Consider the following 19,288-nt stretch of genomic DNA (forward strand, 5'->3'; position numbering starts at 1 on the left):
GAGGACTGTTATGGCCCATGTTTCGGTCAACAATGCGCGCAAGGATTATGGCGCGTTCAAAGCCATCAAAGGCGTATCGGTCGACATTGGCGACGGCGAGTTCGTCGTTCTGGTCGGCCCCTCTGGCTGCGGCAAATCCACGCTTTTGAGGATGATTGCCGGCCTGGAGGGCATTACCTCGGGGCAGATCCAGATCGGCAAGCATATCGTCAACGAGCTTGCGCCCAAGGATCGGGACATCGCCATGGTGTTCCAGAATTACGCACTCTACCCGCATATGACCGTTGCAAAGAACATGGGCTTTTCGCTGCGGCTGAAACGAATGCCGCGGACGGAGATCGATCAGCGGGTGGGCAACGCCGCGAAGATTCTCGGCCTCGAAAGTCTCCTGGAGAGATATCCGAAGCAGCTTTCTGGCGGCCAGAGACAGCGCGTGGCGATGGGCCGGGCAATCGTCCGCGACCCGGCCGTCTTTCTCTTCGACGAACCCCTGTCGAACCTCGATGCCAAGCTCAGGGTGCAGATGCGCTCGGAGATCAAGGAACTGCATCAACGGCTGCAGACGACGACCATCTATGTCACCCACGATCAGATCGAAGCCATGACCATGGCCGACAAGATCGTCGTCATGAAGGACGGTCTGATCGAGCAGTCGGGTTCTCCGTTGGAATTGTACGATCGTCCGAACAACCTTTTCGTCGCCGGATTCATAGGCTCGCCGGCGATGAATTTCATCAGTGGCCACATGACGGAAGATGGATTTCGAACCGCCGATGGCCTGCTCCTGCCGAGCGAGCGCCGTCCGCCTGAAGCCGTGACCTACGGCATTCGTCCCGAGCATCTCCGGTTGGACCCGGGCGGCATCGAGGTCACAACGGTGGTCGTAGAGCCCACGGGTTCGGAAACGCTGCTCATCGCCCGGTTGGGAACGCAGACGCTCACTTGCGTCTTCAGGGACCGGATCAGGGCAGCCCCCGGCGAGGTGCTGAGGATTGCGCCAATCCACGATGCGGTTCATCTGTTTGCCGGAGACGAGCAGCGGATCACATCAGGCGAAGCTCCGTTGAACTGACCCGGCCGATTGCCCCCTCCCCTTCGGCCGGCGCCAGCCGGGGGCGCGTTTTCCGCGCCCCCGGCCCCGAAACTCTCAGTCCTTCACGGTCGGTTTTCCGCGCTCGGTTCAGGCTGCGTCGCGATACGTTCGGGTGTCGGGCTGTGTCCTGCCCAATTCGAACTGCGTAACCAGTTCGCGCAGGCGCTCGGCCTCGCTGGCGAGCGTGATGCTGGCGGCTGTGGTTTCCTCCACCATCGAAGCGTTCTGCTGGGTCACCTGGTCGAGCTGGCCCATTGCCGAATTGACCTCCGACAGGTTCGTCGCCTGTTCGCGCGCCGAGGCCGCCAGCGCTTCCATGCGCTGATTGATATCGGCAATGAAGCGGCCGATATCGCCAAGCGCTGCGCCGGTGTGGCTGACCAGTTCAACGCCGCTGGCGACGTTGGCGGATGCCCGCCCGATCAGGTCCTTGATCTCTTTGGCGGCTTGGGCCGAGCGTTGCGCAAGTTCGCGCACTTCCTGGGCGACAACGGCGAAACCTTTGCCGGCTTCGCCGGCCCGGGCGGCCTCCACACCGGCATTGAGCGCCAACAAATTGGTCTGGAAGGCAATCTGATCGATGACGCCGATGATGTTGTTGATCTGCTTGGAGGATTCCTGGATCTGATCCATGGCCTCGACTGTCTGGGCCACCACCTTGCCCGAAGCCATGGCGCTGCGGTTGGCGTCGTCGGCGACGCTGCGAGCCTCTTTGGCGATCTCGAAAGCTTCCGTGACCTTGGCGGTAACGGCGTTCAGCGCCGCGGCGGTCTGTTCGAGCGTCGCCGCCTGCCGTTCGGTGCGGCCGGAGAGTTCGTTGGAGCCGTTGCTGATTTCGCGAGTGCCTGAATTGATGATCGAAACGCTTTCGGAAACGGAAAGAAGCGTATCGCCGAGTTGCTTGACGGAGGCGTTGAAATCATGCCTCAGCGGCTCGAATTCCGGCGCGAACGCATCCGCCAGCTTGAAGGCGAGATCGCCCTGGGCGAGCCGCTTCAGGCCGGCGGCAAGGCCTGAGGTGGCGACCGTCAGCCGTTCCGCCGCGCTCAGCTCCGCCTGCTCCTGGTCCGCCAGCCGGTTTGCTTCCGCCAGGCGACGGTTCTCCTCGGCCTCGCTTTCGAGTTGTCCGCGGGCGATGGCATTCTGACGGAAGACTTCCACCGAACCGGCCATCAGGCCGATTTCGTCGCGACGCCCCGCATAGGGGATCACCTTATCCGTCTCACCGGCTGCGAGTTCCTGCATGGATTGGGTGATGCGCTGGATCGGGCGCGACACATGCCGGGCGATGGCGATGAGAATGCCGAGGCCAACGATCGCGGCAATGGCCCCCAATGCCAGTTCGATTTCGATCTTCGATTCCAGCGCGCTGCCGGCGGCAGCGACGCTCTCGGTTGCTATTTTGTCGACGATCGTATTGACGGCGGCAATGCCGGTAAGGATCGCCTGCTGCGAGCGCGCCAGCTTCTCGGCCGTCGGGACTTCGTCCGCCTGCTGCAGCCCGAGACTGATCCTGACGTCCTTTTCCCAGGCATCATGGGCCTGGCGGAGCGACCGGACGCCCTCGGTCAGTGAACCGGCGAGATCGACGCTGCCAAGCTTATCGAGCGACTGCACCAGCGCGCCGTTGCTCTCTTCGAACCCGGCCTTGATCTCGGCCGCCGGGACGAAGTTCGTCATCGACAGCACCCGGTCCACCACGGAAGTGGCTTCCTTGAACTGCTGTTCGATATGGGCCGAGGCTATCTTGGCGTTCACCGCCTCCTGCACCACCGCAGCGACCTGGGTCTGGCCGAGGATCGCCTGGTAGCCGATCAGGAATGCGCTGCCGAAGCCGACGACGATCGTGACCACCATCGGAGCGAGAATCTGCATGCGTATGGAGAGTTTCATTGCCTGCACCTCAGTTCGGCAGCGTCGGCAGGGGGATGTCTTGCTTTTCGGCTGTCAGAGTTCCCAAGAACGCGATCAGATCTTTGTTCTCCTGGTCCGTCAGCAGGAAGGGAGACATCGCCCGATCAAGGGACGGACGGCTGACGCCGCCGCTTTCATAATGGACGATCACCTCGTCCATGCTCTTCAGGCTGCCGTCATGCATATAGGGGCCACGGTAGAGCGTGTTGCGCAGGCCGGGCGTCTTGAAGGCATATTTGTTGTCAGGGCTGCTCGCATCGATCTTGTAGCGGCCGATATCGTCGCTCGGCAAGCCGATGTCATGGAACTTGTTGTCGGTGAAGTTCCAGCCTGTGTGGCAGGAGGAACAGCCGGCGGCGCCGGTGAACAGCTCGAAGCCCCGTTTGGCGCTGTCGGAGACCGCCTTCTCGTCGCCGTCCACCCAGCGGTCGAAGGGCGACCAGTTGGAAACCACTGTCCGCTCATAGGTGGCGATCGCCGTCAGCATCGTCTCCTTGGTGACGCCCTTGTCAGGGAATACCTCGTCGAACCACTTCTTGTAATCAGGTATGCCCTGCATTTCGGTCACGGCGGTGTCGAGCTTGCCGTTCATTTCTGCGGCAGCCGTAATCGGACCTGCCGCTTGCTCCTCCAGGTTCGGCGCGCGGCCATCCCAGAAGAAGGGCGAGACCCAGGCAACATTCAGGACCGTCGGCGCCTGGCGCGCGAGCGCGGTATTGGCCGCGCCGATCGGCGTCGTCACCGGTGTCTCGAAGCCGAAGGAAGGGTTATGACAGCTGGCGCAGGTCATGTTCTTGTTGCCGGAAAGCCGCGGGTCGAAGAACAGCATCTTGCCGAGCGTCGCCAGTTGAGGGGAGTAGGCCGTCACGCCCTCGAAAGGGACTGTCAGCGGCCGCTTATACGCGGAAAGATCGGCGGCCGCGCCAGGCTGGACGACGGCCAATGCGAGTAAGGAGGCTGCAATCAGGAAACGCATCGTTCTAGCAAGTCCGAACTTGGTTCTGGATTATGCTAAAATTAGCGTCATTACGTTAAATCTATGTAAAGCAATCAATACCTGAGTTACACACGAAAGTTTGGGGGCCAACGTGACGCTCGCGGATATTGATCGCCCCGAAAGACAATATCATGCTCCAACTATTGCCCTTCAGAATGACGACCACGGTTCCGGCCTTGCTTGGCGCACTCAGGAACGAGCCGAGCAAATGTCGAGATATGAGGCTTTGAGGAGATCGACCAGCTGGAGCCAGCGAAACGATCTATGCAAACTGGAAAAGTTCTCCGCACCATCACGCGGCAAACTGCAAACGACTTCAAGGTAGCTTGTTTGAGCAAACCTCATCCCCGCTCTAGCTGACGGCGCTTCTCTTGCCGAGGAGGGCTGCGCGGATCTGTTCGCTTTTGCTCAACGAGGGAGGAGGAACCGGTGGTGTCGGCTCTGGCGCGTCTGTCTTACCGGTGGTCTGCTTGACGCTCAGGAAGCGTTTTTGCGCGACCATCCGGTCTTCGGACGACAGTGGTTCGACGGGTTCGCCGTCAAGGCCGTGGCGCATGGAATCGGGCTGGGCGCTGGCAAAATAGTAGCGCCGGCAGTGGACATAGGCAGCGGTCGCCCGCCGCAGCGTCGTGACGCCGGCATCGGGCTTCAGGAGCGGTCGGAGTTCATTGAAAAGGCCGACGGCAAAAGGGAGGACCGGATCTCCCGCCTTGGCCGGAAGGACGCCGACTGGCCGGATCAGCAACGTGCTGATCGCGTTTGCCTTCTCCACGTCGAGCTCGGTTGCCGCAATCGGTCCGCGGCTGATCTTCCAGGGCTTGTCCATGCGTCCTCCATGTAACGTCCATAGCGACCGACTGTGATAGTATCTTGACGGACAGGGTGAGCAACGGAAGTCGCACATCGTCGGTTCCACTGCAAGCCTGCGAACGCAGCGCGGGAGCCCTGTGGCGAAATGCCGTTTCCCAGAGCTAATGGAGCCTGGTGTCGTCGGCTGCCATTTGCATCTAATCGTTTTTATCGAGAAATATGCATTGACCTGCCACATCGATTACACTTCATATCCGCGCCCAAGATGGAGTGACCGACCGGGGGAGGATATATGCGGGTTTTCTCGAGCATTGACGAGCTGCGCCATACGCTCGATGCGCTGAGGCGGCAGGGTCGGACCGTCGGCCTCGTCCCGACGATGGGCTATCTCCACGCCGGTCATATGGAGCTCGTCTCGCGCGCTCGCGCCGAAAACGACATCGTCGTCGTCTCGATTTTCGTCAATCCGCTGCAGTTCGGCCCGGCGGAAGACCTCAGCAAATATCCGCGCGATCTGGAGCGCGATGCCACCATGCTGAGGCAAGCCGGCGTCAATTTCCTCTTTTCGCCCGGCGTTGAGGATATGTATCCTCGCCCGATGCTTGCTGTCGTCGACGTTCCCGATCTCGGCCGCGAACTCGAAGGGGCGGTCCGGCCCGGACATTTTGCCGGCGTCGCCACTGTCGTCTGCAAGCTTTTCAACATCGTCCAGCCGCAGACCGCCTATTTCGGAGAAAAGGATTACCAACAGGTCGTCATCATCAAGCGCATAGTGGACGATCTGGCCGTGCCGGTGCGCGTGATATCCGTGCCGACGGTCAGGGATAGCGACGGCCTCGCATTGTCGTCGCGCAACGTCTATCTCAGCGAGGCGGAGCGGCGTGCCGCGGTGATTGTCCCCCAGACCCTTGACGAGGCGGAGCGCCTGGTCGCCGGCGGCCTTGCCGATCCGGCGGAACTCGAGGCAAAGCTCACGGCATTTCTTAGTCGCGAACCTCTGGCAAAGCCCGAGGTCGTCGCCGTCAGGGATGCCTCAACGCTGCAGCCGGTCACGTCGATCGCAGAGCCTGTCGTCGTGGCGCTTTTCGTTCGGGTCGGCTCGACACGGCTTCTGGACAACAGGGTTGTTGTCGACAACCGAGTTGCCGGGGGCAACCGGGTTATCGGCGGGCGGGGCTTGCCGGGAAAGGGAGTGACCAGATGAGCGCGGCCGGAATTCAGAAGCGCCTGACACCAGCGCGCATTTCAGCCATGAAGGGCGGCAAGCCGATCGTCTGCCTGACCGCCTATACGACGCCCATGGCGCGGCTGCTTGACGAACATTGCGACCTCTTGCTGGTCGGGGATTCGCTCGGCATGGTGCTCTATGGCATGGAGTCCACCATCGGCGTCACGCTCGACATGATGATCGCCCACGGCAAGGCGGTGATGCGCGGCGTCGACAAGGCCTGCGTCGTTGTCGACATGCCGTTCGGCACCTACCAGGAATCGAAGGAGATCGCCTTCCGCAACGCTGTCCGCATCCTGCAGGAAACCGGCTGCGATGCCATCAAGCTCGAGGGCGGCGAGGAGATGGCCGAGACCATCGCCTTTCTGACCAAGCGCGGGGTCCCGGTCATGGGGCATATCGGTCTGATGCCGCAGCAGGTCCAAACCGCTGGCGGCTATCGTTCGGTCGGTCATTCCGAACACGAGACGTCGAAGATCCGGCGCGACGCTCATGCCATCGGCGGCTCTGGCGCCTTTGCCGTCGTCATCGAGGGCACGGTGGAGCCGCTCGCCCGCGAGGTGACCGGCGCCATGCACATCCCGACCATCGGTATCGGCGCCTCCTCCGCCTGCGACGGTCAGGTTCTGGTCTCCGACGACATTCTGGGGCTCTTCAACGATTTCATCCCGCGTTTCGTCAAGCGCTACGACGAACTCGGCAAGAGGATTTCGGCCGCCGCCGCCGCTTATGCCGGCGAGGTCCGGTCGCGACAGTTTCCGGCAGCGGAGCACACCTTCAAACGGCGGTCCTGAGACGAGGCGATACCAGGTCCATCACCGCGCGACATACTGTTCGCGCATGCTGTCGGCTGATCGGCGAACCGCCTCTGAAACCTGCACGAGCTGTTTGGCCATGGGCGTCGAATGGCGCCAAATCATTCCGATCGTTCGCGACGGCTGCGGAGACTGGAAGCGCGAAATCGAAACATGCGCCGAGCGCGTTTCGAGAGGAACAGCCATCTCCGGAATCAGGGTGATGCCAATACCGGCGCTGACCATCTGAACCAGAGTGGATAAAGAGCTGCCTTCCATGACTTCCCGGGGGCGGGCCGGCCCTATCTTGCAGAACGACAAGGCCTGATCGCGAAAGCAATGGCCTTCCTCAAGCAGCAGCAACCGCATTTCGCGCAGCGCCTCGCGTTCGGGCACCGGCTTGCCCTCGTCTTCGGGCCGCCGGACCAGCACGAACTCTTCCTTGAAGAGCTCGTGCTCGGCCAGGGAGGGTTCGGACACGGGCAAAGCAACGATTGCAGTGTCCAGCTGGCCTTGCGCCAACTCCTGAACCAGCTTCGACGTCTGCGTCTCACGCACCTCGATCTGGATACCGGCAAAGCTCCTGTTCAGATCGTTGATGATCGCTGGCAACAGATAGGGTGCAATCGTTGGGATGATGCCGATGCGCAGCCGCGTCAGGAAGGGATCGCGCGAGGTCCGCGCCAGCTCCGCCAACTCATCCACGCCACGCAGTATATCGCGGATCCTGAGAGCCACGGTCTGACCGAAGGCGGTCAGCTTCACCTCACGCGCATTACGCTCGAAAAGCTCACCGCCCAACTCTTGCTCAAGTTCTTTGATTTGCATTGACAATGCCGGCTGGGAGATCGCACAGGCGTCGGCAGCGCGTCGGAAGCGGCCATCTCTGGCCAGGGCTTCAAAATAACGTAGCTGTTTCAGGGTAAGGTTCTTCATAACCTCAGCTTATCGCAACGATCAGTAAATCCAACTTAAAATTATGACGCGCTTCCGATATGAAGACTGCCACAAGGGGAGAGTGGGGCGTAAGCTCGGCTCATCTTTTTTACGCGCAGACAGATCAAGCAACGAAGGAGACGATCATGGACAATCCCACTGACAGCGCAGGCAAATGTCCTGTTGCCCACGGCAATACGCCTCGCAGCCGATCGAATCGCGACTGGTGGCCGGACCAGCTGAATGTGCAGATTCTTCACCACAATTCCGGCCGCGCCGACCCGCTCGGGCAAGCCTTCGACTATGCCGAGGAGTTCAAAAAGCTCGATCTCGACGGCCTGAAGAAGGATCTTCACGCGCTGATGACGGATTCACAGGATTGGTGGCCGGCCGATTTCGGTCATTACGGCGGCCTGTTCATCCGCATGGCCTGGCACAGCGCCGGCACCTACCGCATCACCGACGGTCGCGGCGGCGCCGGCCAGGGCCAGCAGCGTTTCGCGCCGCTCAACAGCTGGCCTGACAATGCCAACCTCGACAAGGCCCGCCGCCTGCTCTGGCCGATCAAGCAGAAATACGGCAACCGCATCTCCTGGGCTGACCTTCTGATCCTCACCGGCAACGTCGCGCTCGAATCCATGGGCTTCAAGACCTTTGGTTTCGCCGGCGGCCGCGCCGACGTCTGGGAGCCTGAGGAACTGTTCTGGGGCCCTGAGGGAACCTGGCTGGGCGATGAGCGCTACAGCGGCGAACGCGAGCTGGCAGAGCCGCTCGGCGCCGTGCAGATGGGCCTCATCTATGTCAACCCCGAAGGCCCGAACGGCAATTCCGATCCGCTGGCTTCCGCCCGCGACATCCGCGAAACCTTCGCTCGCATGGCGATGAACGACGAAGAGACCGTGGCGCTGATCGCCGGCGGCCACACCTTCGGCAAGACGCATGGCGCCGGCGACCCGTCCCTGATCGGCGCCGAGCCGGAAGGCGGCGCAATCGAGGACCAGGGTCTCGGCTGGAAGAGCTCGTTCGGCACCGGCGTCGGCAAGGATGCCATCACCGCCGGCCTCGAAGTCACCTGGTCGCAGACACCGACCAAGTGGAGCAACTACTTCTTCGAAAACCTCTTCGCCTTCGAATGGGAACTGACGACGAGCCCGGCCGGCGCGAAGCAGTGGCAGGCCAAAAATGCCGAAGCCTCCATTCCGGATGCCTACGACGCCTCGAAGAGGCACCTGCCGACCATGCTGACGAGCGATCTCGCGCTGCGTTTCGATCCGACCTACGAGAAGATCTCGCGCCACTTCCTCGAAAATCCCGGCGAGTTCGCCGACGCTTTCGCCCGCGCCTGGTTCAAGCTGACCCACCGCGACATGGGACCGAAGGTGCGCTATCTCGGCCCGGAAGTTCCGGCCGAAGACTTGATCTGGCAGGATGTGATCCCGGCCGTCGACCATCCGCTCGTCGACGACAAGGACATTGCCGAACTGAAGGAAAAGGTTCTCGCCACCGGCCTTACCGTGCAGGAACTGGTCTCGACCGCCTGGGCGTCGGCGTCGACCTTCCGCGGCTCCGACAAGCGCGGCGGCGCCAATGGCGCGCGCGTCCGTCTTGCCCCGCAGAAGGACTGGGACGCCAATCAGCCCGCCCAGCTCGCCAAGGTGCTCGGCGTTCTCGAAGGCATCCAGAAGGACTTCAACGCCGCCCAGACCGGGGCCAAGAAGATCTCGCTGGCCGACCTGATCGTTCTCGCCGGTGCTGCCGGTGTCGAGAAGGCGGCAGCGGCCGGCGGCAACGCCGTCAGCGTGCCCTTCACGCCGGGCCGCATGGATGCTTCCGAAGCCCAGACCGACGCGCATTCCTTCGCAGCGCTCGAGCCGCGTATCGACGGCTTCCGCAATTACGTGAACGGCAAGCGCCATCAGTTCATGAAGCCGGAAGAAGCGCTCGTCGACCGCGCCCAGTTGCTGACGCTGACCGGACCTGAAATGACCGCCCTCGTCGGCGGCCTGCGCGTGCTGAAGGCCGGCGCCCCCGAGCACGGCGTCTTCACCTCGCGTCCCGAGACGCTGACGAACGACTTCTTCGTCAACCTGCTCGACATGGGCACGCAGTGGGTTCCTGTCGCCGGCAAGGAAGGCGTCTATGAAGGCCGCGACCGCAAGACCGGCGCTGCCAAGTGGACCGGCACCCGCGTTGACCTGATCTTCGGCTCGCACTCGCAGCTTCGCGCCTTCGCCGAAGTCTACGGCCAGGCCGACGCCAAGGGGAAGTTCGTCAAGGACTTCGTCGCCGCCTGGAACAAGGTCATGAACGCCGACCGCTTCGACCTCGTCTGATCGGCAGCATTTTACCCGGGCGCAGTTTCGGCTGCGCCCGGGCATTTTTTCATCGGAGGCGGGATCTATCGCCCGACCGTCCAGTCCTCGACAAGCAGACCATCGACGCGGCGGAATACCCCGACATTGTTGGTGACGAGAACCAGATCCCGGGTCCTCGCGTGAGCGGCGATCAGAACATCATAGGGGCCGATCGGCGTTCCCTTTGCCGCCAATGCGGCACGGATCTCCCCAGCGGCCAACGCATCCTCCTGCTCGAAGCCGACGACTGAGAAATCCGCCACGAACAGGCGCAGGGTTTCGAGATTGTAGGAAGTTTTCGTGCTTTTATAGGCGCCATGATAGAGCTCGTGCATCACCACGGTCGACAGCCCGATCGATCTCTCGTCGCTGTCGATCACGCGCTTCAGCAGTATTTCGGATTTTCTGCCGATCAGGGCGATTAGCGCATTGGTGTCGATAAGATGTGTGATCACTTGAACAGGTCCTGAAGATCAGGCCTGTCCTGCCCCTCCGGCTGCTCCCGCCCTTCCGCCATGAAATCGTCGCTGAGGCCGCGCTCCAAGGCGCTATGCAACGATGCCCACCGCATGCCGCGATCGGCCCGTGGCCGAAGGATCACAGCATCGCCCTCCCGCGTCACCTCCACCTGGTCGACGTCGAAGCGGAATTCCTTCGGCGGCCGGACGGCTTGCGAATTGCCGGATTGAAAGACACGCGCTTATTGCGGCATAGGGACTCCTCCGCAGTTTGTATATATGCCGTTGTATACACGCGACTGGCGGGAGTGATGCAAGAAGCCGTCTCTGCGCCTTCGAACGGATTTAGATTTTAGGCCGAACAGGCCTAAAATCATCCTGTTCTAGCGAGGCAGAATGCCGAAAGGCGAAAGTGACAGCAGATCGGGATCAGTCGTCGCCGTTACTGTCGCTACCTGGGCATGGCTTATGCTGTAGCCGTAGGTGAGGACGCGGTCACCGTCGATCATGAAGAATTGCGCCTGATCCAGGCCGGGTCGCAGGTTACCCGTCACGGTGACACTCTCGTACATTCTTGCCAGGTGCAATGGCTCTTCCGGAACGACACGAACCAGTTGGTTGGGTGGAGGAGACGGCATGTGACTGCAGGCTCCGGCCCAAGGCACGAGCATGAATTCGTAGACAAGATCGCCGTCCTGGTCGATCGGCAGAACGAAGCCCGTCAATTCGATCGGATGTTCCTCGCCATGCCAGGCGAGTGTTTCGCCCTGTGGGCCGCTTACCGCCTTGCCCGACAGCGGCACTGTCGCTTTGGGCTGATCGGCCGGCCGTAAAGCGCTCCAGAAGATAGGCTGTGCGGCAGCGAAGGCGTTAGAAATTGGCCATGCGGAACCAAATGCCAGCGCCGCGAACGTCAGGAGGAAAGGTTTGTCTTTCATCATTGCATCTCCACCGGGCCGGCCGCTTCGACCACCTTGCCGCTGCAGTGAGGATGCTACTCTCGATCCGGTTCGGCCGTCAAAGCTTCCGGCGCGCTCGGCAGAGGCCCGAGCATGACGAAAGAGACGTTGGCGTGCTTCGTCAGCAGTCAGGAGACCCCGCGTGGGGTGAACACGGGGTCTCCCTGCCGGACCAACAGAACGATGGGGCCTTACTTCTCCGGCATCATCGAAGAGTGGTGCGAGGTGATCAGCCAATTCCCGTCCTTGAACTCATAGGTATAGGTGTAGCGGGCCGGAACCTTCGAGCCGTCCTTCAGGCTGAAGGTGTAAGTGCCGACGTCGACGGCCCAGTTACATCCGATCTGGATGTCGCGGCTGTCGATGTGGCCTTTGGGCTCGTTCGCCAGGAAATGCTCGAAATAGTCGATCCGCTCCGCCTGCGTCAGACGAGGTTTGTCCGACAAGGTCGCGAGAAGCACGGAGTCCTCACTGTAGTTCTTGGCGACCTCCTGGGGGCTCAGCGTCGCGAGCGAGGTATTCCAGCGGTCGAAGAGCTTGGCGATTTCCGGCTCGCTTGTCGGCGCACAGGTTGCGATTTCGGTAGCCGCCGCGGCCGACTGGACCTGTACGAAACCGAGAACGAGGGCGGCAGCAATGATGGTACGCATTTTGACTTTCCTATGTGGCGGTTCCGGCGGACATCGCATCGGTCAACCGCATGACCAGCAATTTAAGTATCCTGTGCTGCCGCCTCATCTGCCGGGTGGCTTCGATCCGATCTGCCGAACGGCATAGATGACATTCCCGCCGGAATGACTATCGTGCCGGCGTCATTCATCTTCGGAGCAGTCCTGTTCGGCATGGAGCACAATACAAGTCCAACGCACTCGCCAAACGTTGCAGAACTGCGGGCTCTTTACCGGGCCGCGGAAGCGCGGGCGGCTCGTCTGCGTTTCATCATCGAAGTGCAGAACCTGCTCGATGCCGCGGCATTCGAAACGGCTGCCCTGGACGCTCTGTCCCGGCTTGCAGACTTCGCGGGAGCATCGCTTGCCAGGCTCGTTTTTCCGTCGTTCCAGGGAAAAGTACCCGTGCAGCTGTCGGTGGGTAAGTCAACGATCCCGGAAAGCGATAACATCTTGTTTGCCTCGCAAGCCGGCTCCGATCTCTGCCTGACGATCATCGGATCGTCAAAAGCGCGCGCCATCGATGCCGACGACCGGCAGACATTGGAGGTGGTGGCGGGGCAGCTCGCCGACGCCTACAATCTTAACCGGCAGGCGGCGGAAAATCAGGCGCTTCTCGGCGATCTCCAGCGGCAGCGCAGTGAGCTCGCGGCCCTTGTCGCGCAGCTGATCCAGGCGCAGGAGCAGGAGCGGCAGCGAGTGGCGCTCGATCTTCATGACGGCTCGGCGCAACTTGCAGCAGGCCTCAGCTATCGGCTGCAGGACCTTGCGGCCCGCATTGGCGACGCGCACGCCCTGAAACCCGAGATCGACCAGCTCGCCGCGCTCGCGCGCCATTCCGTTGCCGATCTCAGGGCGGCCATCGCCGACCTTCGCCCGCCCGAGCTCGATGATCTCGGCGTCGCCGCGGCCCTGCGCACGCGTCTGGATGCGATCGATGATCTCGAGGTGATCGCCGATCTCGATGCCGCCGCCGATCGCTGGCCGGCATCGACGGGAATCATCTTCTATCGTGTCGCGCAGGAAGCGATCACCAATGTCATCAAGCACGCCGAGGGGAGCCGGCTGGTCGTCCGTCTCTTCGAGGATGGCGCGGGCGAAGCGCATCTCGAAGTGATCGATGATGGCAAAGGCATCGGCGAGCTGCGCCATCCCCAGATGCGGGGCGGGCACCTAGGCATTGTCGGCATGCGTGAACGGCTGGCGCTGCTCGGCGGCCGGATCGAGATCAGCGTGGGGTCTTCGGGGGGCACACATGTGCGCGCCACCGCTCCGATTTCGCAGGAGACGACATCAGAATGACGGCATCGATCCTTGTCGCCGACGATCATGATATCGCCCGTGCAGGCCTTATCGCCATGATCGGCGGTGAAGACGATTTTCATGTCGCCTGGGACGTGCGCGACGGCGTGGAAGCGGTGGAGGCCTGTACGCTGCACAAACCGGATCTTGCTCTCCTCGACATCCGCATGCCTCGCCTGGACGGCCTCGCCGCGACGAGGGAGATCCGGCGCGTGTCGCCGGGAACACGCGTCATGATCATCACGATGCATGACAGCCTCGACTACCTGGAAGCGGCGATCGAGGCCGGCGCTACGGGCTACCTGCTCAAGGACGCCAGCCGGGAAGACATTCTCCGCACGATCCGGCGGGTCCTTCAGGATGATGCCTTCTTCGACGGTCCGCTCGTCGCAAAACTATTGCGCCGCGCCGCCACCAAGCCACAGACCAACAGCAGCGCATTGGAGACACTGACGATCCGGGAGCGCGAAGTCCTGTCGAAGGTGGCCGAGGGCCTGACCAACAAGGAGATCGCCAGGGCCCTGAAGATCTCGCCCGGTACCGTGAAGATCCACGTTGAGCGCATCATCGGCAAACTGGGCGCCGGAGACCGGACGCAGGCCGCGGTCATGGCCGTTCGCGGCGGGCTCGTCGAAGCATCGAAAGAGCAGCAACCATGACCGCGACAATGACCCCGACGGGGCGCCTGACGGCGTGGCGCTTTGCCGACCTTCCCCTTCGCGCGAAGGGTATCGTCATCATCACGGTGCCGCTGGCGCTGCTGCTTGCAGCCCTCGCCTCGGTCTTCGTGGCCGACCGGCAGAGCCGGATTGCCGAGGATCAGGTGCGGGTCACGCTCGAGATCCAGTCGGGCATTCAGGAGATCCATGCCTCGATCGCCGAAGCGGCGACCGCGATGCGGGGTTATCTGTTGACCGGCAGAACCGATTTTCTTGATCCCTTTAACCGGGCTGAGGAAAGACTGCCCGTCGTGCTCGACGAAGTCGGTCGCCGGTTGCGGGATGAAGAGCAAAAGAACCGTCTCGAACGCATCCGCACCCTCGTCGTCGCGAAGGTCGATCGTCTCCAACTCCTGAAACAGGCCGACATCCTGCGCGCCGGCGGACGCGAAGACCTTGCGGCCAAACTCATCGAGGGCAAGCAGGTACTCGACGTGCTGAGACAGGAAATCGACGCGATGAGCCGGCGGGAGGCGGATCTGCTCCACGCGAGGACCGAGGCCGCGGACCGGGTTCGCACTCTGTCCCGAAGCCTGATGATCGCTGCCGGTTTCCTTGGTTTTGCCGGAGCGCTCGTCGCCGTTTTCCTGTTTTCGGCAAGCATCGTCCGTCGGGTGCATGCCCTGAAAGCCCAAGCGCACCGACTGTCGCGGGGCGATGTCGTCAGCGTAGCGGATCCCTTCCGTGATGAACTCGGCAGTCTCGAACAGGCGCTCGAAGATGCAAGCGTGCTTTTGAAAAAGCGCGAGGCTGATCTGACAGAAAGCGAGGAGCGCTTCCGGCTATTGGTCGAGGGCGTCAGCGACTACGGTATTTTCGGGCTCGATACCACAGGGCGGGTTGTGAGCTGGAATGCCGGCGCGGAGAGGATCAGCGGCTATGCGGCCGAAGAGATCATCGGCCAGCATTTTTCCCGTTTCTATCCCGCCGAAACCAGGGACGCGTTGCCGGCAGAAGAGCTTTCCAGGGCGGCCCGCGGCGGACGGGCCGAGGCGGAAGGCTGGCGCATCCGCAAGGACGGCTCTCGGTTCTGGTCTCACGTCCTTGTGACTGCCCTGCATGATGAGGCGGGCCGCCTGCGCGGTTTTTCCAAAATCACGCGAGATATTACCGAGCGCAAGCAAATCGAAGAGGCCCTGCTTGCCGCCCGCGAGGATGCTGTTCGCGCGAGCAACGCCAAGAGCGAATTCCTGTCGCGGATGAGCCACGAGCTGCGCACGCCGTTGAATTCCGTCCTCGGCTTCGCACAGCTTCTGGAAATGGATGTCACCGATGCGGATTCCAGGGATAGCGTCGCCCAAATTTTAAGGGCCGGCAGACATCTGCTCAGCCTGATCGACGAGGTTCTCGACATGGCGAGGATCGAGGCCGGGCGCATGGATCTTGCCATCGAACCGCAACGCGTCGCCGATGTGATCGATGAAGCGGTGTCGCTTGCGAGGCCGCTCTGCGGCAAGCAGCAGATCCGCATAGAGGTTGTCGAGCCCGAGCGAGATCTGTCGGTCCTGGCTGACCGGCGGCGTCTCCTCCAGGTGTTCCTGAACCTTCTCTCAAATGCCGTGAAATACAATCGTCAACAGGGAAGCGTGACCGTGAGCCACCGCGAGATTGGCGGCGACACTATTCGGATCGAGGTCAATGATACGGGTCCCGGCATCCCGGCGGAACGCGTTTCCCGGCTCTTCACCCCATTCGATCGGCTGGGAGCAGAACGTATCGGTCAAGAAGGGACCGGTCTCGGGCTGGCGCTGTCGCGGCATCTGATCGATGCCATGGGCGGCGCGCTCGGCTTCAGCAATCGTCCGGAAGGTGGCGCCACCTTCCACGTCGATTTGCCGCGCCCGCCCGTGGCGACGCAGGAAACCCGAAGACGAGGCCTCTCCGTCGAAAGTCCGCCATAGAAGACGTCGCCTATGATTTGATTGCGCGCTGATATCCTCCAACGCCTTTGACGAAACGTTTGGCCCATGACAGACCCCACCGACATCGTGCGACGATCGACGATCCTGATCGTCGACGACGAGCCCGCAAATGTTTCCCTGTTGGAACGCATTCTCAAACGCGAAGGCTTCAACGAACTCATCAGCACCACCGAGCCACGCGAGGCGTTGCGGCTCTTTCGCGAACATCCGGTGGATCTCGTTCTTCTCGACCTGATGATGCCCGATCTCGATGGCTTCGCTTTGCTGGAGACCTTCGCAAGGCTCATTCCTGAAAACAGCTATCTGCCGATCCTGGTTTTGACCGCCGATGCAACATTGCCGACGCGCCGACGGGCGCTTTCTCTTGGCGCGAAAGATTTTCTGACGAAACCGTTCGATGCGATCGAGGCCATCCTGCGCATCTTCAACCTTCTCGAAACCCGTATCCTGACCCTGGAGCTTGCCAAACACGGGCTGGCAACGCCGAAATCGGAGCGTCCCCGGATTGATTGACGGGATCGGTTGATGGCACCAGCCATCTTGGCGTATGGGCGTTAGGCCATCGGCAAATGTTGACCGAGCAGTGCGGCGGAAATCGCCAGCAACGAGAGAGACGGCTGAACCAGGCGCGCTGTGTCGATAATGGGGCCAGCGAGGCAGCCGGCCCCATCCAGCTCAGAACATGGTGTTCTTGTTTGCCGCCTCTTTCGGAACGGCCTGGATCACGTCCCAGTGTTCGACGATCTTGCCGTCCTTGACGCGGAAAATATCGACGATCGCCTGGCCGAGATCGCCTGCGCCGTTCGTCGCGTGTACATGCAGCCAGACCAGATCGCCATCGGCGGCGCTGCGGACGATCTCAGCCTTCGATTGGGCATTGTCCTTGAAGAAGCCGGCGAAGAAGGAAATCAAAGGCTTCTTCCCATCGGGAACTTGAGGATTGTGCTGCCTGTAGTCGTCGGCGACGACCGAGGCAGCCGCGATATCGTGCTTGTTGAAGAACCGGTCGTAGAACTCGACAACCAGCTTCCGGTTGGCTTCTTCGATCTTCAAATCCCGCGTGGCCGATTCAGCAAAAGCGCCGGCCGGCGCGGCGATGCCCGCCAAAATGACGAGTGCGAAAAGCGATTTCCCGAATGTCATGCATTAAGCTCCTTGGTATGGATCGGCGAGCTAGTCTAGAATACAGACTATGACGCTTGGTCTATGAAACCGCTGCATCTCAGGCAAGAAGGCAGTTTCTGGTGCCAAGGTCAGCCGGCGATGACCGAGAATTGCAGGAGAAAGCCGTGTCAGAGACGCATGACCCAAGACAACAGCCCGGCGCTGGATGCCCGATCAGAGGCGTGCTCGATCGCATCGGTGATCAATGGAGCCTGTTGACACTCGATGCGCTGGAAAACGAGAAAAAGCGCTTCAACGAACTGCTGCGTGAAATCGGAGACATCTCGAAGCAGATGCTGTCCAAGACGCTGAAGCATCTGGAGCAGGACGGCTTCGTGCGGCGCACCGTCTATCCGCAGGTTCCGCCTCGCGTGGAATATGAACTGACGGAGCTGGGGCGATCCTTCCTCATCCCCATGAAAGCCTTGGTCGGATGGGCCGAGCAGAACCATGCGGCAATCAGCATCGCTCGGCTACGGCACGAAAACGCCTAGCGGCGAAGCCCTGTCAGGCCAAGAGCACCTTGCCGCCCGTTCGGAAGGGAAGCGCGGACTGCAGGGCTTGCCTGACATTTTCCAAAGGAAACACCTCGCGCACCTCGGTCGCGATGACCTTCGAAACGATCTGCGCCGCAACCTCGGAATAGGCCTGTTGGACATCGCCCATGGTTTGCGAATGAACCCATTCCCGAAGGTGAAAATAGGAAAAGGAAATATCGGGATGGGACGCCCAGAATGAATTCGGGATGCTCTGCCCCGAGAGCAGACCGTAATGCACGAAACGTCCGCCCGGCCGCAGCGCACCGGCGAGGACTGCGGCGCGCGCTCCTCCGACGCAGTCGAGCACTGCGTCGAGCCCATGCCGGCCGGCGAGCCCGGCAACCAGATCGCTTTCGCTTTCTTCCCTATCGATGATGACAGCCTCGACCCGGCCGCGCAGGCGCTCAAGTGATCCTTCGCTGCGCACGATGGCGACCGGCTCCACCCCTGCGGCGTTGGCGAGATCGATCAATATCGCTCCGATCGAAGAGGCGGCGGCATTGACGGCGATGCGCATGCCCGGCCTCAGCCCGATCTTGGCATGCAGCATCAACCAGGCCGTCATCGGATTGACGTAGCTCGTCGCAGCCTCGAAGTCGGTGAGCTCGTCCGGAACACGCAGGCACCAGCCGGGATCGGTATCCTTGAATTCCTGCCAGCCGCCGGCGCTGCGCACCGGCAGCACGCGTGTTCCGGGGGAAAGCCCATGAACCTCTTCACCGCACTGTTCAATCACGCCGAACGTTTCGAAGCCCGGAATGAAGGGCAATGTGGTGCGTCCGCTATAGGCTCCTGATATGGTGATGATATCGGACGGATTGATCGCCCGCGCCAGCAGGCGCACCCTCACCTCATCGCGCCGCAGCGGCGGCAGCGCAGCCTGCTCGAGTTCGACGACATCCTGAGCCGGGCCGAATTTTCGCACGACCGCCTGATATTGCATTGCATCCCCCACACACTGCGGTTAGATCACCCCGTCGAATTTTCGGTGATCGAATGAGCGTTGACGACAGGCCTTTAGCATCGTTCCGGGTCTCGATGCGAGACATCGACATCTATGGTCATGTCCACAATTCCCGTTATCTCGACTATTGCGAGGATGCAGTCGTCGAGTTCCTGCGGCAACGGCAAATTCTCAGCCATTTCCGCCACACCTCTTCCGGCGTCGCCTACCACGTGAAGAAGGCGGAGATCACCTTTCACAGGCCCATCGACCTTGACGATGTTGTCGAGGCAAAGGTGGACGTGGAGAAAATCGGGCGCACGAGCCTGTCCTTTGCGATCGAACTCTTTCGCCAGCGCGATGGCGCCCATTGCGCATCGGCGCATTTCGTCTGGGTCTGCGTCGGCCTCTCCGACAGCCGCCCGACGCCGATTCCCGAAACGACCAGAGCCGCTCTGTCTCCGGGCTGACGGCCGATCATTCAAACC

Annotated in this window: 19 protein-coding genes and 1 pseudogene; 10 read left to right on the forward strand and 10 right to left on the reverse strand. The window is 61.6% G+C overall.

Annotated elements, in window-relative coordinates; genetic code table 11:
- The first annotated feature begins 10 nt into the window (after nucleotides 1–10).
- The gene (locus tag AC1D2N_RS24100) at nucleotides 11–1,072 is read left to right on the forward strand and encodes an ABC transporter ATP-binding protein (RefSeq protein ID WP_018516913.1); all 1,062 of its coding nucleotides are present in this window, start codon (nucleotides 11–13) and stop codon (nucleotides 1,070–1,072) included.
- Nucleotides 1,073–1,180: 108 nt separating this feature from the next.
- On the opposite strand, the gene AC1D2N_RS24105 is transcribed toward AC1D2N_RS24100, so the two are convergent.
- The 3 genes from AC1D2N_RS24105 to AC1D2N_RS24115 form a co-directional block, all read right to left on the reverse strand.
- Nucleotides 1,181–2,986: a methyl-accepting chemotaxis protein gene (locus AC1D2N_RS24105; RefSeq protein WP_018245492.1), complete on the reverse strand. Its 1,806-nt coding sequence runs from the start codon at nucleotides 2,984–2,986 to the stop codon at nucleotides 1,181–1,183.
- A 10-nt stretch (nucleotides 2,987–2,996) separates the two neighbouring features.
- Nucleotides 2,997–3,983, reverse strand: coding sequence for a cytochrome-c peroxidase (locus tag AC1D2N_RS24110; RefSeq protein WP_018245491.1), 987 nt, complete (start codon nucleotides 3,981–3,983; stop codon nucleotides 2,997–2,999).
- 373 nt (nucleotides 3,984–4,356) lie between these two features.
- The gene (locus tag AC1D2N_RS24115) at nucleotides 4,357–4,830 is read right to left on the reverse strand and encodes a ProQ/FINO family protein (protein WP_018245490.1); all 474 of its coding nucleotides are present in this window, start codon (nucleotides 4,828–4,830) and stop codon (nucleotides 4,357–4,359) included.
- Nucleotides 4,831–5,106: 276 nt separating this feature from the next.
- Between AC1D2N_RS24115 and panC the strand changes: the two genes are divergently transcribed.
- Both panC and panB read left to right on the forward strand, forming a co-directional pair.
- Nucleotides 5,107–6,018, forward strand: a complete 912-nt coding sequence (gene panC, locus AC1D2N_RS24120) for a pantoate--beta-alanine ligase (protein WP_477982152.1) — start codon at nucleotides 5,107–5,109, stop codon at nucleotides 6,016–6,018.
- Nucleotides 6,015–6,836, forward strand: a complete 822-nt coding sequence (gene panB, locus AC1D2N_RS24125; RefSeq protein WP_018245488.1) for a 3-methyl-2-oxobutanoate hydroxymethyltransferase — start codon at nucleotides 6,015–6,017, stop codon at nucleotides 6,834–6,836. The genes panC and panB overlap by 4 nt, the downstream gene beginning before the upstream one ends.
- Nucleotides 6,837–6,857: 21 nt before the next feature.
- Here the strand turns inward: panB and AC1D2N_RS24130 are convergent, their stop codons facing one another.
- Nucleotides 6,858–7,772, reverse strand: coding sequence for a hydrogen peroxide-inducible genes activator (locus AC1D2N_RS24130; protein ID WP_018516915.1), 915 nt, complete (start codon nucleotides 7,770–7,772; stop codon nucleotides 6,858–6,860).
- A gap of 146 nt (nucleotides 7,773–7,918) precedes the next feature.
- On the opposite strand from AC1D2N_RS24130, the gene katG reads away from it, so the two are divergent.
- The gene (gene katG, locus AC1D2N_RS24135) at nucleotides 7,919–10,105 is read left to right on the forward strand and encodes a catalase/peroxidase HPI (protein WP_018245486.1); all 2,187 of its coding nucleotides are present in this window, start codon (nucleotides 7,919–7,921) and stop codon (nucleotides 10,103–10,105) included.
- A 65-nt stretch (nucleotides 10,106–10,170) separates the two neighbouring features.
- Here katG and AC1D2N_RS24140 read toward each other — a convergent pair whose 3' ends face one another.
- The 4 genes and pseudogenes from AC1D2N_RS24140 to AC1D2N_RS24155 form a co-directional block, all read right to left on the reverse strand.
- On the reverse strand, nucleotides 10,171–10,581 hold the full coding sequence (locus tag AC1D2N_RS24140) for a type II toxin-antitoxin system VapC family toxin (RefSeq protein ID WP_018516916.1): 411 nt from the start codon (nucleotides 10,579–10,581) through the stop codon (nucleotides 10,171–10,173).
- A pseudogene (locus tag AC1D2N_RS24145) lies at nucleotides 10,578–10,826 on the reverse strand (antitoxin); the annotation flags it as partial. The pseudogene AC1D2N_RS24145 and the gene AC1D2N_RS24140, both read right to left, overlap by 4 nt.
- Before the next feature lie 141 nt (nucleotides 10,827–10,967).
- Nucleotides 10,968–11,525 carry a DUF3299 domain-containing protein gene (locus AC1D2N_RS24150; protein WP_018516917.1) on the reverse strand — a complete coding sequence of 186 codons (558 nt, stop codon included), beginning with the start codon at nucleotides 11,523–11,525 and terminating at the stop codon, nucleotides 10,968–10,970.
- Between the two features lie 209 nt (nucleotides 11,526–11,734).
- The gene (locus tag AC1D2N_RS24155) at nucleotides 11,735–12,193 is read right to left on the reverse strand and encodes an SgcJ/EcaC family oxidoreductase (protein ID WP_018516918.1); all 459 of its coding nucleotides are present in this window, start codon (nucleotides 12,191–12,193) and stop codon (nucleotides 11,735–11,737) included.
- Between the two features lie 144 nt (nucleotides 12,194–12,337).
- Here AC1D2N_RS24155 and AC1D2N_RS24160 point away from each other — a divergent pair, with 144 nt between their 5' ends.
- The 4 genes from AC1D2N_RS24160 to AC1D2N_RS24175 all read left to right on the forward strand — a co-directional run bounded on the left by AC1D2N_RS24160 (nucleotide 12,338) and on the right by AC1D2N_RS24175 (nucleotide 16,667).
- On the forward strand, nucleotides 12,338–13,513 hold the full coding sequence (locus AC1D2N_RS24160; protein ID WP_018516919.1) for a sensor histidine kinase: 1,176 nt from the start codon (nucleotides 12,338–12,340) through the stop codon (nucleotides 13,511–13,513).
- The gene (locus AC1D2N_RS24165) at nucleotides 13,510–14,172 is read left to right on the forward strand and encodes a response regulator (protein ID WP_018516920.1); all 663 of its coding nucleotides are present in this window, start codon (nucleotides 13,510–13,512) and stop codon (nucleotides 14,170–14,172) included. Before AC1D2N_RS24160 ends, AC1D2N_RS24165 begins: the two co-directional genes overlap by 4 nt.
- Complete coding sequence (locus AC1D2N_RS24170) at nucleotides 14,169–16,133, forward strand: sensor histidine kinase (protein ID WP_018516921.1); 1,965 nt, start codon at nucleotides 14,169–14,171, stop codon at nucleotides 16,131–16,133. The genes AC1D2N_RS24165 and AC1D2N_RS24170 overlap by 4 nt, the downstream gene beginning before the upstream one ends.
- Nucleotides 16,134–16,199: 66 nt before the next feature.
- The gene (locus AC1D2N_RS24175) at nucleotides 16,200–16,667 is read left to right on the forward strand and encodes a response regulator (RefSeq protein ID WP_018245479.1); all 468 of its coding nucleotides are present in this window, start codon (nucleotides 16,200–16,202) and stop codon (nucleotides 16,665–16,667) included.
- 162 nt (nucleotides 16,668–16,829) lie between these two features.
- On the opposite strand, the gene AC1D2N_RS24180 is transcribed toward AC1D2N_RS24175, so the two are convergent.
- Complete coding sequence (locus AC1D2N_RS24180) at nucleotides 16,830–17,297, reverse strand: nuclear transport factor 2 family protein (protein ID WP_018245478.1); 468 nt, start codon at nucleotides 17,295–17,297, stop codon at nucleotides 16,830–16,832.
- Between the two features lie 146 nt (nucleotides 17,298–17,443).
- Here AC1D2N_RS24180 and AC1D2N_RS24185 point away from each other — a divergent pair, with 146 nt between their 5' ends.
- A complete protein-coding gene (locus tag AC1D2N_RS24185) occupies nucleotides 17,444–17,812 on the forward strand; it encodes a winged helix-turn-helix transcriptional regulator (protein WP_018245477.1) in 369 nt (122 codons plus the stop codon).
- A gap of 13 nt (nucleotides 17,813–17,825) precedes the next feature.
- Here AC1D2N_RS24185 and AC1D2N_RS24190 read toward each other — a convergent pair whose 3' ends face one another.
- Nucleotides 17,826–18,800 (reverse strand): zinc-dependent alcohol dehydrogenase family protein, encoded by a 975-nt coding sequence (locus AC1D2N_RS24190; RefSeq protein WP_026242343.1) that lies wholly within the window; start codon nucleotides 18,798–18,800, stop codon nucleotides 17,826–17,828.
- Between the two features lie 53 nt (nucleotides 18,801–18,853).
- On the opposite strand from AC1D2N_RS24190, the gene AC1D2N_RS24195 reads away from it, so the two are divergent.
- Entirely contained in the window at nucleotides 18,854–19,270 is a 417-nt protein-coding gene (locus AC1D2N_RS24195) for an acyl-CoA thioesterase (protein WP_018516923.1), read from the forward strand.
- Nucleotides 19,271–19,288: the final 18 nt, after the last annotated feature.

The sequence above is a fragment of the Rhizobium sp. P1_B8 genome (assembly GCF_056406515.1).

What these genes read in the sequence shown, in the direction of transcription:
- katG (WP_018245486.1), top strand. Translation starts at nt 7,919, where the DNA reads ATGGACAATCCCACTGACAGCGCAGGCAAATGTCCTGTTGCCCACGGC.
- AC1D2N_RS24130 (WP_018516915.1), bottom strand. Translation starts at nt 7,772, where the DNA reads ATGAAGAACCTTACCCTGAAACAGCTACGTTATTTTGAAGCCCTGGCC.
- AC1D2N_RS24105 (WP_018245492.1), bottom strand. Translation starts at nt 2,986, where the DNA reads ATGAAACTCTCCATACGCATGCAGATTCTCGCTCCGATGGTGGTCACG.
- AC1D2N_RS24160 (WP_018516919.1), top strand. Translation starts at nt 12,338, where the DNA reads ATGACTATCGTGCCGGCGTCATTCATCTTCGGAGCAGTCCTGTTCGGC.
- panC (WP_477982152.1), top strand. Translation starts at nt 5,107, where the DNA reads ATGCGGGTTTTCTCGAGCATTGACGAGCTGCGCCATACGCTCGATGCG.
- AC1D2N_RS24170 (WP_018516921.1), top strand. Translation starts at nt 14,169, where the DNA reads ATGACCGCGACAATGACCCCGACGGGGCGCCTGACGGCGTGGCGCTTT.
- AC1D2N_RS24190 (WP_026242343.1), bottom strand. Translation starts at nt 18,800, where the DNA reads ATGCAATATCAGGCGGTCGTGCGAAAATTCGGCCCGGCTCAGGATGTC.
- AC1D2N_RS24100 (WP_018516913.1), top strand. Translation starts at nt 11, where the DNA reads ATGGCCCATGTTTCGGTCAACAATGCGCGCAAGGATTATGGCGCGTTC.
- AC1D2N_RS24195 (WP_018516923.1), top strand. Translation starts at nt 18,854, where the DNA reads ATGAGCGTTGACGACAGGCCTTTAGCATCGTTCCGGGTCTCGATGCGA.
- AC1D2N_RS24165 (WP_018516920.1), top strand. Translation starts at nt 13,510, where the DNA reads ATGACGGCATCGATCCTTGTCGCCGACGATCATGATATCGCCCGTGCA.
- AC1D2N_RS24175 (WP_018245479.1), top strand. Translation starts at nt 16,200, where the DNA reads ATGACAGACCCCACCGACATCGTGCGACGATCGACGATCCTGATCGTC.
- AC1D2N_RS24110 (WP_018245491.1), bottom strand. Translation starts at nt 3,983, where the DNA reads ATGCGTTTCCTGATTGCAGCCTCCTTACTCGCATTGGCCGTCGTCCAG.
- AC1D2N_RS24155 (WP_018516918.1), bottom strand. Translation starts at nt 12,193, where the DNA reads ATGCGTACCATCATTGCTGCCGCCCTCGTTCTCGGTTTCGTACAGGTC.
- panB (WP_018245488.1), top strand. Translation starts at nt 6,015, where the DNA reads ATGAGCGCGGCCGGAATTCAGAAGCGCCTGACACCAGCGCGCATTTCA.
- AC1D2N_RS24115 (WP_018245490.1), bottom strand. Translation starts at nt 4,830, where the DNA reads ATGGACAAGCCCTGGAAGATCAGCCGCGGACCGATTGCGGCAACCGAG.
- AC1D2N_RS24180 (WP_018245478.1), bottom strand. Translation starts at nt 17,297, where the DNA reads ATGACATTCGGGAAATCGCTTTTCGCACTCGTCATTTTGGCGGGCATC.
- AC1D2N_RS24150 (WP_018516917.1), bottom strand. Translation starts at nt 11,525, where the DNA reads ATGATGAAAGACAAACCTTTCCTCCTGACGTTCGCGGCGCTGGCATTT.